10 protein-coding genes are annotated in these 16,548 nt (G+C 69.8%); 2 read left to right on the top strand and 8 right to left on the bottom strand.

Annotated features, from left to right (window positions below):
- Positions 1 to 4: 4 nt before the first annotated feature.
- From ACZ6ZQ_RS32740 to ACZ6ZQ_RS32725, 4 genes are all read right to left on the bottom strand, one after another.
- Complete coding sequence (locus ACZ6ZQ_RS32740; protein WP_469772143.1) at positions 5 to 1,126, bottom strand: AAA family ATPase; 1,122 nt, start codon at positions 1,124 to 1,126, stop codon at positions 5 to 7.
- Positions 1,127 to 1,243: 117 nt separating this feature from the next.
- On the bottom strand, positions 1,244 to 3,610 hold the full coding sequence (locus ACZ6ZQ_RS32735; protein WP_469772142.1) for a transposase: 2,367 nt from the start codon (positions 3,608 to 3,610) through the stop codon (positions 1,244 to 1,246).
- Positions 3,611 to 3,628: 18 nt separating this feature from the next.
- Positions 3,629 to 4,387, bottom strand: coding sequence for a TnsA-like heteromeric transposase endonuclease subunit (locus ACZ6ZQ_RS32730; RefSeq protein WP_469772141.1), 759 nt, complete (start codon positions 4,385 to 4,387; stop codon positions 3,629 to 3,631).
- 565 nt (positions 4,388 to 4,952) lie between these two features.
- The gene (locus ACZ6ZQ_RS32725) at positions 4,953 to 5,966 is read right to left on the bottom strand and encodes a TniQ family protein (RefSeq protein ID WP_469772140.1); all 1,014 of its coding nucleotides are present in this window, start codon (positions 5,964 to 5,966) and stop codon (positions 4,953 to 4,955) included.
- A 169-nt stretch (positions 5,967 to 6,135) separates the two neighbouring features.
- Here ACZ6ZQ_RS32725 and ACZ6ZQ_RS32720 point away from each other — a divergent pair, with 169 nt between their 5' ends.
- Together ACZ6ZQ_RS32720 and ACZ6ZQ_RS32715 are read left to right on the top strand one after the other, a co-directional pair.
- A complete protein-coding gene (locus tag ACZ6ZQ_RS32720; RefSeq protein WP_469772139.1) occupies positions 6,136 to 8,433 on the top strand; it encodes a helicase associated domain-containing protein in 2,298 nt (765 codons plus the stop codon).
- 221 nt (positions 8,434 to 8,654) lie between these two features.
- Entirely contained in the window at positions 8,655 to 9,830 is a 1,176-nt protein-coding gene (locus ACZ6ZQ_RS32715) for a hypothetical protein (protein WP_469772138.1), read from the top strand.
- Between the two features lie 163 nt (positions 9,831 to 9,993).
- On the opposite strand, the gene ACZ6ZQ_RS32710 is transcribed toward ACZ6ZQ_RS32715, so the two are convergent.
- From ACZ6ZQ_RS32710 to ACZ6ZQ_RS32695, 4 genes are all read right to left on the bottom strand, one after another.
- Positions 9,994 to 12,249 carry a hypothetical protein gene (locus tag ACZ6ZQ_RS32710; RefSeq protein ID WP_469772137.1) on the bottom strand — a complete coding sequence of 752 codons (2,256 nt, stop codon included), beginning with the start codon at positions 12,247 to 12,249 and terminating at the stop codon, positions 9,994 to 9,996.
- 134 nt (positions 12,250 to 12,383) lie between these two features.
- The gene (locus ACZ6ZQ_RS32705; protein ID WP_469772136.1) at positions 12,384 to 12,776 is read right to left on the bottom strand and encodes a hypothetical protein; all 393 of its coding nucleotides are present in this window, start codon (positions 12,774 to 12,776) and stop codon (positions 12,384 to 12,386) included.
- Positions 12,777 to 12,898: 122 nt separating this feature from the next.
- Positions 12,899 to 14,650, bottom strand: a complete 1,752-nt coding sequence (locus ACZ6ZQ_RS32700) for a UvrD-helicase domain-containing protein (RefSeq protein ID WP_469772135.1) — start codon at positions 14,648 to 14,650, stop codon at positions 12,899 to 12,901.
- Positions 14,640 to 16,487: an ATP-dependent nuclease gene (locus ACZ6ZQ_RS32695; protein WP_469772134.1), complete on the bottom strand. Its 1,848-nt coding sequence runs from the start codon at positions 16,485 to 16,487 to the stop codon at positions 14,640 to 14,642. Before ACZ6ZQ_RS32695 ends, ACZ6ZQ_RS32700 begins: the two co-directional genes overlap by 11 nt.
- Between the last annotated feature and the right edge of the window lie 61 nt (positions 16,488 to 16,548).

Here is a 16,548-nt window from a genome sequence, read left to right as displayed (position 1 = left end):
CGATTCAGGGGCCGAGTTGGGCCGTTGCGGCGTCGATTTCTTTCATGGTGATGCTCTCGCTGCCGCTGCGGATCGCGATGACGGCGGCGGTGGAGATGACGTAGGCGAGGGCTTTGAAGTAGCCGCCGGTGCGCTGGTGCAGTGTGACGGCGTGTTTACTCAGGGCGTTCTCCTCCAGCCGGTACAGGCTCAGGTCGGCCTCGAAGCTCGCCAGGACGCGCCGGAAGGTCTCGTCGTCCTTGGTGTCCAGGGGCAGGGGGTGCAGCCAGGTCACCGGCAACAGGGCGGTGGGGGAGGGCGAGACGGTTTCGGCCGGCCGTCCCGACCGTTCGAGCCGTACCCGGTTCTCCTCACTGACCCGGATCAGGTCTCCGGCCAGGATGCGGGCCTGGTGCAGGCGGTGGCTGGCGCCGGTGCCGCAGAACACGATGGAGATGCCCAGCTTGTCGCGCAGGTAGTCGAAGTAGGGCAGCACGTTCGCCAGGTGCTGCGGGGAAGCGCGGTTGATGTCGTCGATGAGCAGCAGGCGGGTCTGCGCCGTCTCCAGAACGTAGTTGACCGGCAGGGTCACGTCCTGGTGCTTGCGCATGTCCAGGACTTCCTGGAGGTTCTTCGGCTCGGGGTTGAGACCCAGGTAGGAGCCGATCTCCCAGAGCCAGTTCACCCTCGGCTCCGGGTCTGCGGGGGTGGTGATGTGCACCACCGGGATGGTGTTCTTCTGCCGGCCGTTCGTGGTGGCTTCGATCTCTTTCTGGGCGGTGCGTCCCATCGCCCGCAGCAGGCAGGTCTTGCCGGTGCCCGGGGGGCCGTCGATGACTTGGTCCATGAGCCCGTCACGACCTCCGCTGTTGCGGTGGATCGCCTCGACAACCGTCTCCTGCATGTGGGTCGTCGCGTCGGTGGGCACCATCCGCAGATGCCGGTGGTAGGCGATGGCCTGTTCGTCCTTCTTCCTGTCCGTGGCGGGACTGCTGCCCGCAGCCAGGACGGGCGGCTTCACTTCCTCGTCGACGAAGTGGGTCCAGCCGGTGAGCTGGAACAGCGGCAGAGGCCGCATCGGGGTGTCCTGCAGTTGCTGACGCAGACGGGCTTCACGTTTGTCACGCAGTTCGACGGATGCCTTCATCACGCCTCTCTCTCGTCACGGTCCTGCCTCACACCGGCAGATAGCTCCGGACCGGAAAACCTGTCCGCCTCCAGGGGCTTGCAGATGCGTCGCTCACGGCTTCCTGCCCCCGGTCGTCTACATCTCCCATACGTCGGCTTCGCCCTCGTCACCTTCTTCACCCTCCGGATCGAGGTCGTCGAGGAGTTCTGCCTCGACGACCTCGTAGGCGGCTGCCGGTGTTCCGGCCGTGGAGGCATCCGGCGGACTGCCGTCGCCGTCGTCAGGGAAGAGCGCTGCCAGCGGATGCGGAGCCTGTCCGCCGTCCAAGGGCCGGTCCGCGCCGCCCGTGCCCGCAGGCAGCGCCAGCGGGGCAGGCGCGGGCGCGGGAGCCAGAGGAGAGATGGGCAGCGCCGGGTAGGGCCGCAGCGTCGACAGGTCGAACTCCTTCAGACCCGCGTAGGGGTCCTGAGAGGGCTGTTCGGTCTCCAACTCCAGTCCCTGGAAGGGCGGTTCCGCTCCGGTGCGCTTGGGCGGCGGCCTGCGGCTGCGGCGGCGCCGGTCACGCTGCGCCAGGGACAGGGCGATCGCCTCCTCGTCCTGCTCGCTGCCGCCGGCCGCCCGGTGCTGCTCGGCGTGCTCCTGCCACATGTCCGCGGTCCACGGGTCGTTCAGCAGGTGCCGCAGCCGGAAGTCGCAGGTCACCCAGGTGTCTGCGGTGTGGTCGTACAGCCACACCCGCTCGGGACGGTAGGGATTGAAGCGGCATTCCCACCGGTCGTTGCGGCCGGGCAGCTTCGAGCCGCCGCGCAGGAGGATCTCCCGGTAGCGCCCGGCGTCCTGCGCGACGGGCTGGTAGGTCCGATAGTTGATCATGAAGCCGCCCTTGCCGGGGGTGACCCACTGCGGCAGCAGAAAGAAGCGGTTCTGGGCGGGGGAGAGCGGAACGGCCCGGTAGCCGCTGCGGGCCACCTGGACGGCGTACATGTCATTGGGCGACAGCACGACGTGGGGCCGTAACGGGTCACGCAGCCCCGCGTCGGGGGTCTGTTGGTACTCCAGCGCCACCCACTCCTGGGCCATCTGCTGGAGCTCGGCAATCGTGTACAGCGGCATGCGGTCGATGCCGCGGCCGCGCCTTTTGTGGCTGCGCCCCTGCCAGCCGTGCGTGACGTGCTGGCTGAAGCGGTGCGCGAGGGTGGTGAAGAAGTGCTCGGCGAGCGGCTTGTCGGTTGGGGTCTTCTTGCGTGCCGGGCGGCGGGCGATGCGCAGCCGGTCGCAGACCTCGGTGAAGTGCTCGCTCACGTAAGGGCTGCCCTGGTCGTAGACGATCAGCTCGGGGCGGATGACCGGGCGGGCGGCGGTGGCCTCGGTGAACCGTTCGTCCGCCGCCCGCAGCGCCCCGAACGGCAGGCTGGAGGCGGCGGCCGCGCTCAGCGGGTCCCAGCCGGGCATCACCGGCCAGGGCGCGAAGGCATGGGCCAGCATCAGAGTCAGGTCGATCGCCCGGGTTGCTTGGCCTGCCTGCTTGCTCTCGGCGTCCCGGGGACGGCTGGGCGTGATCATCAGCGCGCACACGCTGTGGTTGGCAACATCGATGAGCGAGGTCATCTCCGTGGCGGTGGGCCGGCCGTCGTCGCCGCGGGCCAGGATCCGCAGCGGCGTGGTGTCGGTCTGGGTCACCTGCCCCGGCCGCAGCACGACCTCGCGCCCGCCGTGGGGGAGCGGCGGGGTGGAGGCCAGGGCGGCCCGGGCCCGTGTCGGCTGGCCCAGGGCATCGGCCAGGCCGGACTCCTTCATCCGCAGGTAGAAGGTGGAACGGGAGGGCAGCAGGGCTGCCGCGGCGGCTGGGTCGTCGAACTCGTCGCCGTACCGCGAGCGCAGCAGGTCCTCGACCTCCTCACGGACCACGTCGATGGTCACGTCCGACGCGTGGGCGCGCCTGGCCACCACCTCCTGCATGGCGGCCAGGCACCGCGGGTCGGTGAAGCCTCCCGGCCGTCCCTTCCGCGGCCCGGGCAGCAGGACGACTGGGTTCTCCCCGGCCGCTTTCCACTTGCGCCGCTTGTCGGCGAGGGTGTGTGCGGAGCAGCGGACGCCTTCGGCGGCCAGCCGCGCCGACATCGCGGCGCACCGCTGGGCCAGCGTCGTTTCCGGGCCGAACCCTCGCGCATGCTGACTTCGGCCCGGCGCCAGACCGGTGTCGATCTCCACCATGCGCGCCTGCCACAGCGCGGCCTCCTCCTCCCGGCCCGCCTGCCGCCGTTCCCCGCCAAGGGCCGCGGGCACGGCCGGTGCCGCACCGCCGCTGAGGACAGCGAAGTCTTCCGCGCCCACCAGCCACCGGTACGACACTGCCCGGGGCACCTCCTGGCCGCCGTCCTGCGGCACCAGTGTGACCTGCGCCCCCTGCCACGCCACCACCTCCCACTCGCGCTCCTGCCAGTGCACCCGCGCCCCAATGGACAGCGACCCTGCAAGCCGGCCCTTACCCGATCCCGCCATGCGCCCCCTTCCGGTCCTTCAGGCTGCCCAGGCCACGGCGTCGGGCAGCAGCGGCTGCGTGATATCGAATAGCAGCCGTCGCTGCCAGAGCATCCGGTAAGCAAGATCAAGACCCGTCAGCTCGTCCAGCCCGCTCGCCGCCACCCCCGCCCGCAGCCCCGTCGGCTCCCTGAACGCCTCCAGCAGTGCCCGCCCCCGGTCCTCCTCGTCGCCCATGGGGAACCGGTAGCAGGCCAGCCATCCCAGATTGCGCCCGCGCAGACCCGACGGCTCACGCACCTGCCGCACCCGCCACCCGGCCGCCCGCGCCACCTCCTCGAGCACCTGAAGCCTCACCACGGGCAGGCTCTTCTGGCCGGGGGGCTTCAGCACCAGCACTTCACGTACGCCATCAGCCGTGCGCGCCAGGAAGTCCGGGCGCCACCGGCATGGACGGCCTCCCGCCCGCCACCGCAGTTCCACCGGACCGGCACTGAACGCTGCCCAGGCCGGCTCGAAGTCCAGCTCCACCGCCAGCCGCCACTGCCGCAGACTGCCGCACACCACGGTCTGCTCCCGGGTCGCCACCGGCCAGTAGGTGATGATGCCCTTGCGGCCCCGATAGGGCACCGGATCGCTCACCGGCCCGAACTCCTCCAGCGTCACACCCTGAAGCGAGGCCGCGCTGCACGAGTGAACCGGTCCGTACGGCTCGCGGTACAGGGCCACGACACCCTGCCCGGCGCCCGGCGCTGCCCCGCCTTTCAGCAGGTCGCCGGGAACCTCCACCGCGCTCACGCCGTCCACCCCCCTGCCGCGCCGTCGCACGGCTCCGCACCCCTGTCAGACCGGCGATTCCTCCAGCTCCAGTCCCTGACCGTGCGCCAACCGGCCGACGAAACCGTCCGCCGCCGACTTCCCCCGGCTACCGGCAGCGGCTGACGGGGACCGAACAGCCAAGCTCCGCCACCTGCCCCCATGCCCGGCATCCCGGCGAAGAGCGCCGCCGCAACAGTCCGGCATCCTCATGCTGCTCCGCACCGCGCTGCGAGAACTTTCCTGCCCGCCGGATACGACCTGAAAGGGTGAACGAGTCTGCGATTAAGGGAAATTAGACACCCCCTTCCTGTACGGAGCATGGGGGCCCCAGGCAGGCGAGGGGGAGAGACGGATGTCTGGTGCCGCGAAGGCATCAGGCCTCGACTTCACCATCTGGCAGAGGTTGCCGACAGGGTGCTGGGGCCCCCTTCCACACGAGAGTGCGGTCAGTTGTCGGCCATGGCACCCCGTAGCCTGAGCTGCCTGAGGCTGCGCACCCCCGGCCGCACCGCACTGTTCTTGCCGCAGTGTCCCGGCGAGAATTTCATGCCTTGGGCATGCACGAGCGCTGCTGCAAGGAGCCGAGACGGGCGGCAATCCGGTTGTGCCGCTCCGTGAGTACGAGCCGTCGCCGTCCTGCAGCAGCGAGCACGGCTGCCGCGGCAGGACGGCTGTGGCGCTCGAGCCACTGCAACAGCGCGTTCCTGCCGACGGAAAAGTCGATATCCCATCCCTGCGCCTGATGCTGCACCCGGGCGAGCCACCTGGCCCGGTCCTGCGGTGTGCGCCGCCCGGCCTGCTCGAACCGCAGCATCAGCCAGGCCAGCTTGACCGCCTCGGGGAATACGACCAGCGGCACAGCACGCGCCGAACGGGCCTCCAGCCCCGCCGTCCAGGCACGGTGCACCCACACCAGGGTGTCGGGCGCATACGTCCACCACTGGTACATGACCTGGAAGGCATCGGCGAACAACTCCTCGCCGGCCGACTTGAACCTGCGCTGCAACCGCAGCCTGTCCCGCTGCGCTGTCACGCACTCCGCCAGCGCGGCAACTGACACGGCCTCCGGATCGGTACTGCGCGAGTCGTCCGTCCACCGCAGATGCCGACCGCACAAGCGCCAGCTGTCCGCCGACATCAACCACACCCGCTCACCGACCTGCCGCCGGTGTCCGCACGACGCGCACCACGGCACCAGATGGCCGCTCTCCGCTTCCCACGGCCATTGCCACACCGCCGGCCCCGTACCGGGCAGCAGCCGGTCATCCGCCAGGGACGGCAACGCCCGCTGCAGTAGCTCCACGTCCAGGCCCGACAGCACTGACAGATAGGTGCGGCCCGCCGCGTTCACCTTCATCTCGGTGTACTGCGGATACTTCTCCACCTGTTCCGGATCCTGGGACGCCTGGCCCTGCCCGACACGGGCGAGGAACGAGGCCAGGTCCAGACCGTTGGCCCGCCCCAACCGCCGCACGAACGACCCAGTCGACTCCCCGCCTACCAGCCGTACCCGCATCGGCAGCGGACGGCTCGGTCCCAGCAACCCCGTCAAGTCCATGGAACTTCCTTCCCCCGCACGCCCCACCAGGACAATCGAGCCGCTTCGCGCAGGCAGTCAAGCCCCGACAACTCCTTCGAGTGAACCTGTCATTTCCCGGCCACGGCCTGCCGAGAACCTCCTCACCCTCGGGACGAGGACTGCCACGAGACCCGGGGGAGGACCACACGTGGCAACACTGACCCTCAACGGACTCAAGACCCCGCTGCGCGGTCACCAGGACATGGCGGTGGATGCTATCGTCACCGACTTCGCCGAAGGCGCCACCCGCGTCACCACGACCATGGCCACCGGAACCGGCAAGACCCATGTCGCTCTCCACGCCGTCCAGGAGACCGCTCCACAGGGCCGGGCCCTCGTCCTTGTCCCGTCGCAGGCCCTGCTGGAACAGACCGCAGAAACCTGGCACGGGGAGGGACGCCCCGGTCGCTACCTGGGCGTCTGCTCGCCCGACGAGGCCCTCAGCCGCTCCCTGGCCAAGACGCTGACGGTGGTGAACACGCCCGAGCGCCTCGCGGAGGCCGCCGCAGACACCGACGGCCCTCTCAACGTGTTCTGTACCTACCAGTCGCTGTTCAAAGTCGTCCAGGCACACGCCGATTACCACCTGCCGGACTGGGACGTCGTCGTCGCCGACGAGGCCCACCACACCGCAGGCCGCCTCGACAAAGCCTGGGGCGCCGTCCACGACAACGACGCCCTGCCCGCCCGCCACCGCCTCTACATGACTGCCACGTTCCGCAAGTTCGAGCGCCGAGGGACGGAACCCGACGTCGAAGTCGCCTCCATGGACGACCAGAGCCTGTACGGGCCCGTCGTCTACCGCCTCTCCATGGCCGAAGCCATCCAGCAGGGCCTGCTCGCCGACTACCGCATCAGCGTCATCACGATCACCGACAAGGACCTGCGCCGAATCCTGCGCAGCACCCTCGGCTCCTACACTGCCGAAGCGCTGCGCGCCGCCGCCGCCCAGGTCGCCCTCCTGGTGGCCCAGCAGCGCTATGACCTCAGGCGCACCCTCAGCTTTCACCCCTGTATCGCGGCAGCCGAGGCCTGCGCCGAAACGCTGCCGCAGACCGCCGCCCGCATGCCCGGCTACGACACCTCACGGCTCCAGGTCAACACCGTCAACTCCAAACAGAGGCCCTTCGACCGCTACCAGAACTACGCCGCCTTCCGCACCGCCCCGCTCTCCACCCACCCGGCCGACACCCAGCCGCGCCGGGCAGTGTTGACCAACTGCCGCTGCTGCGCCGAAGGCATCGACATCCCCGCCATCGACTCCCTGCTGTTCGCCCACCCCAAGACCAGCACCATCGACATCGTCCAGTCCGTCGGCCGCACCCTGCGCCAGACCCCCGGCGACGGCAAGATCTCCACCATCATCATCCCCGTCTACACCGCACCGGGCGAGGACATCGGGCAGGCCACCCGGCGCACCCGGTTCCACCTGATCTATCAAGTCCTCATCGAACTCAGCGTCTACGACGAGCACGTCTTCCACCGCGTCGAATACCTCAACGGGGACGGCGAACCCACCCAGCCCGAACTCGCAGCCCGTCCCGAACGCGTCGACGAGATCCTCGCTGTCCTGGGCCTCGACCACGTCGACGCCCCCAACCAGGTCTGGGAGATGGGCTTCGAACAGGCCCAGCGCTACCACGCCGAACACGGCGACCTCGACGTCGCCAGCCGGCACAAGACCTCCGACCGCTTCTACCTGGGCTGGTGGCTCGGCCAGCAGCGCTCCCTGCACGCCAACCGCATGCTCCTGCCCGACCGTGTCAAACGCCTGGCCGCACTCGGCATGACCTGGCAGCACCCCTCCCGCAGCATCGAATACAAACTCGACATCGCCCGCGACTACACCGCCCAGCACGGCCACCTGGCGCCCCGCAGCAACGAACACCACGCCGGCATCGCCCTGGGCCGCCACGTCGCCGACTGGCGCCGAGAAGCCCGCCAGCGCACGCTCCCGCACTGCTACCACCGCGCCCTCAACGACATCTACCCCTGGTGGGCCTTCAGGTGGAAAGAGGAGTGGAAACGCACCTACGCCACCGCCCTCAAGGCCGCCCGACGCGGCGACCTCGCCTTTCCCGATCTCAGCCCGGACAGCGACGACAGCCCCCTCACCCGCTGGCTCGACAACCAGATCGACCGCCTCGACCGCCTCACCGAGACCCAGCACAACCTCCTCGGCGCCCTCCCGCTCGACCACCCCCTCGCCCTCCTGCTGCGCCGGCCTCGCGGCGCGTCCGCGTGCGCCTTCACCCGCGGCCTGCGCGCCGCCCGCACCTTCTGGCGCTCCCACCAGCACCTCAACGTTCCCCGCACCTACTCGTGCACGGTCGACGGCTATCCCCTCGACCTGGGCCGCTGGATCAGAGAACGTCGGCGCAACCCCGCCCAGCTCACCCGCGAACAACTGGACGCTCTGCAAGCCCTCGACATGCGATGGACCTGACCGATCCACTGGCACCGCCCGCCGCACGCAGAAGCAGGATGATCTGCGCTGGTAGCCCGACCAACCAGGCCGGTCTCCACCCGCATCCATCGCTGCCTGCCCGGTCACCGCAATGAGAGGAACGCCCTGACGGCGCGGGGGAGTTGCACACCTAGGGGAGCCGAGCGCCACGCGAGAGGTGCACTGCGCGGCGTGACGGAAATGCGGAGAGGAACACGAAGGTGAATACCGTAGAGGCCCGGGTGTGGCAGTTCCGGGTGCAGGGGCCGATGGTGGCCGTCACAGAGGTCGGGCAAGGCGATCTGCCGGTGGGACTGGCCCGCCTCATCCACATCAACGCGCTCGCCTGCGACCTGAACCGCGTCCTCGACTACCGGACCAAGCAGCTCGAGGTCCGCCTTCTGGCCAGTTATCTCGATGCTCCCGGGACGGGCGGCCCGCTCCAGGTCGATCACCGGGCGTTCGTGGCGAGTTCGCGGCACATCCGAGGCTTCGTCACCGAGAGCTCGGGCCTGGGCATGCTGACCGCGGCGAGTGAGGCGCTGTTTGCCTGGGACAGCACCGCGCATGAACTGCACAGTTTTGACGCCCTGCCCGGTCGCGTGCTGACGGACTACCGGGCCGTCGGCATCCGCCCGGACTTGCTGTTCCATCTGCCTGGCGGACGCATCGCGGGGGAGGCCCGGGGCCGGTATCGCCGCCCGAGAGCGCTCCTGCCGAAGGAGCCGCTCGCTGAGCAGAAGAGCCGTCTGTGGGAACTTGCCCTTTGGTCCGGCTCCCACCGCGACCACGCCTATTTCATGAGCTGGGTCTGGATCGGCCGCACCGGCGTCGCCGTGGACATCTTCCTTCCCCAGGACGGCCGCTGGGACGGTGCAGTGGACCCCCGCTGGCAGAGGCACAGCGAAGGCCGTCGGTGGGACTTCCCGGTGCGGGAGCAGCAGCGCAGACCATCAGCGCGTTCTTCCATGCAGGAACCAGACGGTGACCTGGGGCCGCTGCTCGACAGCCTGCCCGGCATGCACACACCGCCCTCCACTGGCCCGCTTCAGGCAGTGTCCCGCGCGCAGCCTGCCCCCGACCCGCAGGAGCAGGCCGCACAAATGGCGCAGCGGCTGTATGACACCGCCCCTGAAGCCGATGCGGAATTGGCGGGTATTCCCGTCCGCGGCACTTGGGTGCCCGCCGACGCGTTGGGATCCGTCCGGCACGAGGTGCTGTTGGCCGTCCTGGGCGAGCAGCCCCCGCGTCAGGTTGGTGTGCGGGAGCGACTGGCGCGGGCCGAAGGCCGCTTCGATGCCTGCCTCGATGGGCGGCTGCTCACCGTCGTGCGATCTGCTGCTGTGCCACCACCGCGCTGGCAGGACCTGGAAGAGGTACTACTGAGCTCTGAGTGAGGCATATCGGCCCCCAGCCCTGTCCGGTGACGGCCGGGCTGGGGGCCACCTGTCGGGGGAGGAGCATGTGTCGGGGAGGCGCGCGGTGGTTGCTGACCTGTGCGGGTCGGTGGCGTTACCGGGTGGCGAGCCGGGACACCCGTTGCCACGGACGGGGTCTGCGCTATGCCGATCCGGGCCCGGGCAGCGTACGGCGCAGACGGTCCACGATCTCCCGCCACTGGCGGGCCTGTTCCCATGACGGGAACCACGCCTCGGTCTGATCGCGGTCCAGGCTGGTGAACTCCTCCAGCTCGGCCGTCAGGTCCGAGCCGTCCGCGACCCCTTTGCGGGCCACGGCATGCACCTGCTGTGCCAGATGGTGCAGCCGGTGTGCCGCGCGGTAGTAGGCGACCTGGTCCTGGTTCAGGCGGCGTATTGCGTACCCGCCGCACTTGCTGCACGGGTCGAAGTTCTTGCTGCCCACCAGGTCCTCAAGGGTCACCAGATCGTCGTCGCGGCCGATGCCGTGCTCCGGGCGCCGGTGGGCGCAGCCGGGGGAGTGGGCCCGGCCCTGGTACTGGCCGGCCGCGTCGGAGGTGTACACCTGCACATGGGCGAGCACGCCAAGCGGCAGACCCGACCCGCGCCGCCAGCCGGTCTCGGTGTCGGGTTCGAAGGGTTGCAGGTCCAACTGCTCCATGGCCAGCAGACCGTGCCAGACCGCGGCGGCGAAGGGACGGCGCGCAAGGCCCCGGTCGTCGTACCCGGCAGTCTCCAACTGGCGCAGGTCGGCCATGCCGCGCGCCAGGGCCAGCGACCGCAGCGCGTGGCCCACGTCCCGGCGCCCCGCGCACAGCCGCACCAGCAGCCTTTCGCCTTCCGCCACACCCAGACCGGCGCCGAACGCCGCGTGATGCGGATCGTAGACACGCTCGGGCCAGATCTCCCCGTCTTCCGGCACGTCCTGACCGGGAACGGTGGGCCGGCTATCGAAGAGGGCGTCGGGCAGGTCGCTGGCGCCCGCAATGATGACGCCTCGCCATCCCGCAGCGCAGCGCTGTTCCAGGACGCTCAGCGCCACGACCTCGAGGCCGGCGTCGACGGAGAAGACGATGTAGAGCTGTTCCGCGTCCCGCATCGCGGCGCGCAGTGCGCGCAGGTGCGCGCGGGTGACCGGGCGCCTGCTGTGGACCGGAGTGTCGTCGAACACCCCTGGCCCGAAGGATAGTTCGGCCAGGGGAGAGGGTGCTGCCACAGTATCGGGCGCCGGTTCGATCCCGGCGGCCTCCCTCTGGGTGTAGCAGAGCCCGTGATGCTGCGTCAGCAGGCGCGCGGCCACGGGCTCCGGTACCCGCACGGTGATGACGGACTGCGGCTGCCAGACGGTGTCGACCGTGTACACGGCGAGGACGCCCAGCTCCCACTCGTCCAACCGGTCAAGGAGTGACCTGCGGGAGTCGCGCTCCGGCGCCGCGTCGTGGGGAAGGCGCGCGACCAGGACCTGCTCGTCATACTTCCGCTCGGCCGCCAACCGGGCACGGGTTTCCCATTCGGCCAGTACGGCCCGGGCGCGCTCGAGCATCTGGTCGCGTCCCTTGCGGCGGCTGCTCGTCCCGTCTGCCAGATGGTGGACGAGGTAGGCCTGTTCCCGTGGAGGATCCCAGCTGTCCTCGACCGTCCTTTGCCACCGCCGCCACAGCGACAACAGCTTCTTCCTCGCCTCGGCAGGAGCGCCCAGTGGAGCGAACGCCGCGTCGTCGGCGGGGACATCCGGCTCCTGCATAGCGGCTGCCGCGGCCGCCGCCACCAGCGCATCCTCCGTGACCAGCAGCCGGGCCTGGACCTGCACGGCGCGCAGCCGATCAGCCTTCATCTGCAGCGCAGCCTTGGCCCAAGACCTCAACCACGGGAACGGCTCCAGATGCTGGTGCGCACGGTGCATACTCGCCAACGCGTCGCGCAACTCACGAAACACCGCCTCGCGCACACGCCGAGCCTCCTGCAACTCCTCCCACGCGGCGTCTTCGTCGTCCTCCGCCTCGTCCTGCGCGGCGGTGTCCGTCGGCACCTCGGGCGCAGGCCGGTGAAGCAGGGCCGCCGCCTGCCGGACCTCTTCGTCACTGGAGGCGTCCTCGTCCGCGTCCCGGAAGCTGTCCAGCTCGTACAGCAGGCCCAGCCCGGTCAGCGTGTCCAGGAAGACGGCCAGACCCGTCCCGGGCCGCGCCCAGGAGCTGTATGCCCCGCACTGCGGGCACATCCGGGCGACCACCGAGGCATCCAGATGCACCTCCCGCTCGGTGGCGCGGGCGGAGCGCAGGTAGGAACACGAAGAACTGGCGTGCAGTTTGGCCTGCTTGCCCTGGGCGGACCACACGGTGATGGGCGAGCCCTCGAACGGGCCGAGCGGCACATCCGGTGTCAGCAGACCGTAGATCATGCAAACCTCCCCCTTGACCGGCTTTGAAGCCTAGCCGCGGGCACTGACAGCAACGGGCAGGCGCGGTCAACTGGCCTGAACGCGCTGGCTGGAGGGCTGGTGCCGGTGACGCGAGCCCGAGACGAGGCATCGCCTCATCTCTGCCGCTCCCGCACCACACCATGAACGATTATGAGCCGGTGAGCGGACCACCCGCGGTGGCAGGTGGCGCACACGGTTTTGCGCCAGCCGCCCGGCTCGTCATTGCGGGTACGGACGCTGCCGGGTGCCCCGCAGACCTCGCAGGTGCCCATCGCCTCCGCCTCCGCCGCAGTCACCACGGCACGCAGCGCGGAATAGTCGGCCCCTTCAGCCTCCACCTGAACCCGCAGCCCGCCGAGCTTTTCCTTGAGGCCGCTGAGCGCGTAGGCGGGGGCCAGCGTGTACAACTCCTGGTGCAGGCGGACTAGGAGCTCCTGCCAGCCCGGCCCCACCACATAAGCGCGGTCAGGGATCTGCACCGGCGCCACCACGCTCTGTTCGTCCATCCCGCCATCGTCCTGCACCCCGCCGGTCACCAGGCCTGCGGCACACGCCTTGAGGGCTCCACCTAGATCACCGCAGGAACCAAGGAAGCCGCTGCGCGGCCCAGCGAAGAGTCCCGCTTGCATCACGCTCCGCCAGGGACAGTCGCTGGCTTGGCGACGCGGGGAATGAGGGGCACAGCGTCTTTGGGGCGGACGAAGACCACCATGTGGCGGGCGCGGGTGATCGCCACCCGCAGCAGGCGCCGGTTGGCCCGGATGCGCTCCTCGTCCCAGGCCGTATCCAGCAGCCGGCTGTGGTGGGCGCCTTCGGCGATGACCACGCCGTCGAATTCCTTGCCTTTGGAGCGGTGCATGCTCATGAGGCTGACCGCTGCGGTGTTCTGCTCGGGCAGGGTCAGCTGGTCGCTGGCCAGGGCGCGACGCACGGCGGCGGCCGCATCGGCGTAGGCGTCGGATCCGTCCCAGGCATGGGTGAGGGCGAGAGCCAGTGTGTCGGTGGCGTTCAGCAGGCGCAGCATCCGCACCTGCTTGGACAGTTCTTCGAGTTCGGCGGAGCCCCGCAGATAAGCGCGGGCCTCCTGCCAGTCGGTAATGGGCTGCCCGGCCAGCTTCAGGCCGGCGTCATAGGCGGCCAGCAGGGCGTGGGCCGTCTTGGCGCGCACGGGTTTGCCCTCGGCCAGGGCGGTGATGGCCCGCTCGATAGTCTGGATCTTGGCGCGGGCGCCCGCGGTGCCGCGGGCGAACTTGGTGCGGTAGAAGTCCGCCACGGCGCGCAGGGTCTTAGCGAGCGCCTCCTCGCGGGGCAGGGCGGGCCACTCCAGGAGGGAGGCGACGACGAATCCGGCCGCGGCCGCCAGCTCGGGGTCCCAGTGCAGGTCGTGCTCCACAGGCGGCAGCACACCACGGGCGGTCACGTTCTCCACGCTGATCTTCTCCGAGATGCGGCCGACGAGGCCGTTGGTGGTGGCCAGGACGGCGAGCGTGGGCTCGCGTCCGAGCTCGCCCCGCAAATGTTCCCGGAGGGCGATCACCGCCTGATGGGTGCGGATCTCCACCGGAAGAGCTCCCCACCGCTGCACGTAGGTGAGGGTCCGTACACCGTCCGGGACAGCCAAGGGGGTGTTGTGCAGGACGGCGTTGGCGTAGCCGAGCAGGCCGCCTTCGGGGCTGCGGTGGTTGTCCTTCGACAGGTCGAAGCAGGCCGGCTGCAGGTGGGCGACGGCGTGCGCGATGCGTTCCTCGTCGACTCCGGGCAGGTGCCCGAAGATGCGCTGGTCGGGGTCGGCCAGGCAAATCACCGTGGAGGCCTGGCTGAGTGCTCTGACGGCCCGCCACTGGTCGATGTTGGTGTCCTGGAACTCGTCGACGATGACCAGCGGGTAGATGCTGCTGTACAGCCCGCGCACCGCGCTGCTGTCCTCCAGCAAGGTGGCGGCGGTGTCGGCCAGCAGGTCGAACACGTAGCGGCCCTCTTCGGCGGCCATCCGCCGGCACTCCACCGACCAGGCGTCCTTGTCGCCGCCGAAGTCGGCGCGCAGCTCCCGCTCCCGGTCGGGGGTGATGAACGCCGCGGGCCGGCCAGTGAGCAGCCGGCCGTGGCTGCGTACCAACTCCAGGAAGAAGGCGTGAAAGGTGCGTACCTCCAGCCGGGCGCGCGCGGAGGCGCTGAACAGGCCGCCCATCCGATCGGTGATCTGCCGTACCGCCGCGCGGGAGAAGCTCAGAAACAGCACCCGCTGCGCGGCTTCCAGGCCGCCCAGGGCGTCGAGGGCTTTGAGCAGGGCGATGGTGGTCTTGCCGCAGCCGGGCCCACCCTCGATCAGGACATGTCCGGTGCTGGCCAGGATCGCCCGGCGGGTGTCGTCAAGCTCCATCGGCCGCATCAGCATCGGCCTCCGGGGCCGAGGCCGGATGCGCGGGCTCGGCGCTGGTGGGCGGGCGCAGATCGCGGTCGATCTGCAGCAGGAAATCGGCTATCGAGGCTGGCAGCTCGGCCTGGCCGCTGCACTCAGCGACGAGAGCGGCGGCGTAACCGTCGCCCTTGCGAGCCTTGAGGACCTGCCAGGCCAGTGCGCGGACCGCGTCGTCGTCCATACCGTCGCGCAGATACCCGCACTTGTCCGGGTAGTCGGTCTGGCCTGCCACGGTGGTGAGGAAGCGGCGCTGCACGGCGGGCGGGACCTCCTGGGTGAGCAGGTCCTCGATCCCCTTGTACGGGAGGACCTCGTACCGGGTGAAGTCGGCTGCCTTGGCGCTGACGTCGGCGGCCAGTGGCCGCACCGGGGTGTCGTGGATGCCGTAGACCGGCTTGCCCAGGCTCTTGAAGACCGGGGCGAACAGTGGCACCGAGCCGTCGCCCTGCGCGTCGAAGACCGTGACACCGGCCAGGTCGGGGTGCAGGTAGTCGACCGCAGGATCCTGTTCCAGGACTTCAGCGACGGCGGGGACGAGGTCGGCCTCGGTGGCTCCTTCCACCACCAGGACCGCCCGGGCCAGCACTGCCTCGGCGAACTGGCGGCGGTTGTCCCGGTACCGCTTGGCCTTGAAGTCGTCCGGCAACACGACCGGTGAACTGGCCAGCTCGCCCGCCTCGTTGCGGCCCAGCACCACGATGTGGGCGGGATCGAACTTCTCGATGACATAGGGCGAGTGCGAGGTGACGATCGTCTGCCCCATGCGCTGGGTGACGAAGTCGACCAGGCGGCGCTGCGCATGCGGCGGCAGCGCGATCTCCGGCTCCTCCATCGCGAAGATCACCGAGTGGTCGCCCTTGAGCTCGGCGATGTAGGTCAGCAGCGCGAAGACGAGCAGATTCAGCGTGCCTGTGCTCAGCCGGTTGAAGGGCACGCCGTGCGTGCCCGGCTGGGTGGCGATGAACAGCCGCAGTACCTCCCGCAAATGCTCGCGTGTCTGCTCCGAGACTTGCAGATCGACCGGATCGGGTCCGGCGGCCAGGCTGACGAAGCGGTCCACCCGCTGCGTCACCTCGCTGCGGATCTTCGCGAACCCCGAGTCCTCGCCCGCGAGGACGACCGCGGCCAGGTCGGTCAGCGCCTTCTCCCACAGCGGTCCGGCCCGTTCGGCCTCCAGCCGCACGATGGTGTCCAGCAGCGACCCGCGCTGGAAGGTCAGCGCCCTGCTCCCGGTCCGGTTGGGCCGCAGGTACAAAAAACCGCAGTGCCGCTTGTCTTCCCGGGTGAAAGGGGCATGGCCCGCACCCAGGGCGGCGCTCTCCTCGGTGAGGTCGTCCGGCACGTTCTCGGGGTGGGCGAAGTAGGTGCCGCCGAAGAAGTCGTCCTCCTGCGGATCGAACCGGCCCAGAAACACCACCGGCAGGCACCACTCGCCAGCGTCCGCTTGCGCCAACGCTCCTGCATCCAGGTCGGCGAAGTCATTGGACTCGGGTGACCAGCGCCGCAGATGGGGGCCGAAGCGGCGCTCTGCCTCCAGGGACAGGTCGGTCAGCACGGCCTCCAGCCGGATCTCCGGCAGCTCACCGTCCACGGGCTGATAGCGGGCGCCGTAGAAGTCGTACTCGTCGATCACCGGCCTGCGGAACATGCGTTCCGGTCCCAGGATGAGCTCGAGGGCCTCGCAGACGGTGGACTTGCCGACGCTGTTGGAGCCCACCAGCAGCGAATGCCCGTCCAGCAGCACCGTGCCCTTGCTGACGCCGCGGAAATGCTGCAGTGTCAGCCGCCGTACCCTCACCCTGCTTGTGTCCTCTCTCGCCCTGCGCCGGACGGCCGTAGCCACTGCAGGGTGTCCGAAC

This window comes from Streptomyces sp. NPDC053673 (genome assembly GCF_055585225.1).
This window is presented reverse-complemented; position numbering and strand designations above follow the sequence as displayed.